The 1,724-nt window shown below is 64.3% G+C and carries 3 protein-coding genes; 1 reads left to right on the top strand and 2 read right to left on the bottom strand.

Going from position 1 to position 1,724, the window contains the following annotated elements:
* Positions 1 to 335 (bottom strand): HD domain-containing protein (locus EN939_RS32970; RefSeq protein ID WP_164751456.1); only part of this gene is annotated, 335 nt, incomplete at its 3' end.
* Complete coding sequence (gene ygfZ / locus EN939_RS32965; RefSeq protein ID WP_127271671.1) at positions 335 to 1,195, bottom strand: CAF17-like 4Fe-4S cluster assembly/insertion protein YgfZ; 861 nt, start codon at positions 1,193 to 1,195, stop codon at positions 335 to 337. The genes ygfZ and EN939_RS32970, both read right to left, overlap by 1 nt.
* A gap of 75 nt (positions 1,196 to 1,270) precedes the next feature.
* On the opposite strand from ygfZ, the gene EN939_RS32960 reads away from it, so the two are divergent.
* A partial coding sequence (locus EN939_RS32960; RefSeq protein ID WP_164751455.1) for an amidohydrolase family protein occupies positions 1,271 to 1,724 on the top strand: 454 nt, incomplete at its 3' end.

Raw genomic sequence — 1,724 nt, 5'->3', positions numbered from 1 at the left:
TCCTTGTAGCTGCCGCCCATCACCGATTTGAACGGTGAGATCATGTCGCCGATGACATATTCGGGGGCGTCGTGCAGAAGAGCCGCCAGCCGGGCGTCGGCCGAAGCCTCGGGTACCAGGTCGCGGAACAGCGCTTCGACCAGCAGCGAGTGCTGGGCAACCGAAAAAGCATGCTCGCCGCTGGTCTGGCCGTTCCAGCGGGCAACGCGGGCGAGCCCATGCGCAATGTCTGAAATCTCGATGTCGAGCGGAGAGGGATCGAGCAGGTCGAGCCGGCGGCCCGACAACATGCGCTGCCAGGCGCGTGCCGGCGCGCCGACGCGGTCGGCCGCCATCAGGCCTCCTCCGCGCTGACGGCTTCCTGCGGGAAGGCGAATTTTGCCCAGCCGGGAATGGCTAGTGTAACCGGAACGTCCGCCGCCATGATCGGCAGGTCGGCGTCGAGCGCCGCCTTGATCCGATCGATGCGCGCAATCGCCAGACCGATCGTGCCGGCGGTCGAGCCAAGCATGCCAACCGGCCTGCCTTCGACGGTCAGTTCGATGCCGGGCGCGGGCAGGGACCCGTCAGCCGACACAATCAGCACGCGCCGCCTGGCGGTGCCGCGATGCTGCATGCGCGAGACGACCTCCTGGCCGACATAGCAGCCCTTCTTGAAGCCGACGCCACCGGTTTCGTCCAGCAGCACGTCGTGGGGGAAGGCGTCTCCGAGTTGGTAGTCGCTGCCGCTTTCGGCAATGCCGCCGGCAATGCGGAAGGCTTGCCACGCGGCGACATCGCTGCGCTTATCTGTTTCGCCATAGGAACGCGTGACGGCACCCTTCGGAAAGCGTGTGTCGGCGGCCGCCGTTGAATCGGATTGCGAGGGTGTTGATTCATGTCCCCATGCGACGATGACAAATGCCTGATCGGATTTGGCAATCTCGACCTTGGCGCGCAGTTTGTAGAGCGTCAGCCGGCGTATGAAATCGTCCGATATGTCGGCGCGGCATTCGAGCCAAAATGCATTCTCGCCGGTGCGGGAGATCAGGAAATCGAACAGGATCTTGCCTTGCGGCGTCAGCAGCGCACCGGGCTTGGCTTCGCCGGGAGCCAGGATGTCGAGATCGGTGGTCAGGATGTTCTGCAAAAAATGCTCGGCATCCGGACCTGATACGGAAACGAGGGCGCGGTCTTTGAGCTGGGCAAAGGGCATGGGTGGAAAAGCAACCTGATCTTGCAAAACGGTCGGCCTTTACGTAAGCCGCTGGCACTCCCCCCGCAAGAGAGCATGGCCATGATCTACGACCTCATCCTGACAGGCGGCACCGTGGTCAACCACGACGGCGAAGGGGCTCGCGACATCGGCGTGAAGGGCGGGCGCATCGCCGCCATCGGCGATCTCCGCCAGGCCTCGGCGGGCGAGACGATCGACTGCCGCGGCCTGCATATCCTGCCGGGCGTCATCGACAGTCAGGTGCACTTTCGTGAGCCGGGATTGGAGCACAAGGAAGATTTGGAAACGGGTTCGCGCGCAGCCGTGCTTGGCGGCGTCACCGCCGTGTTCGAGATGCCCAACACCAATCCGCTGACCACCAGCGAGGCAGCGCTTGCCGACAAGGTTCGGCGCGGCACGGATCGCATGCATTGCGATTTTGCCTTCTGGGTCGGCGGCACCCGCGAAAACGCCGGGGATGTCGGCGAGCTTGAGCGGTTGCCGGGCGCGGCCGGGATCAAGGTATTCA

The organism is Mesorhizobium sp. M7A.F.Ca.CA.002.05.1.1, from assembly GCF_003998335.1.
Taxonomy (GTDB): domain Bacteria; phylum Pseudomonadota; class Alphaproteobacteria; order Rhizobiales; family Rhizobiaceae; genus Mesorhizobium.
This window is presented reverse-complemented; position numbering and strand designations above follow the sequence as displayed.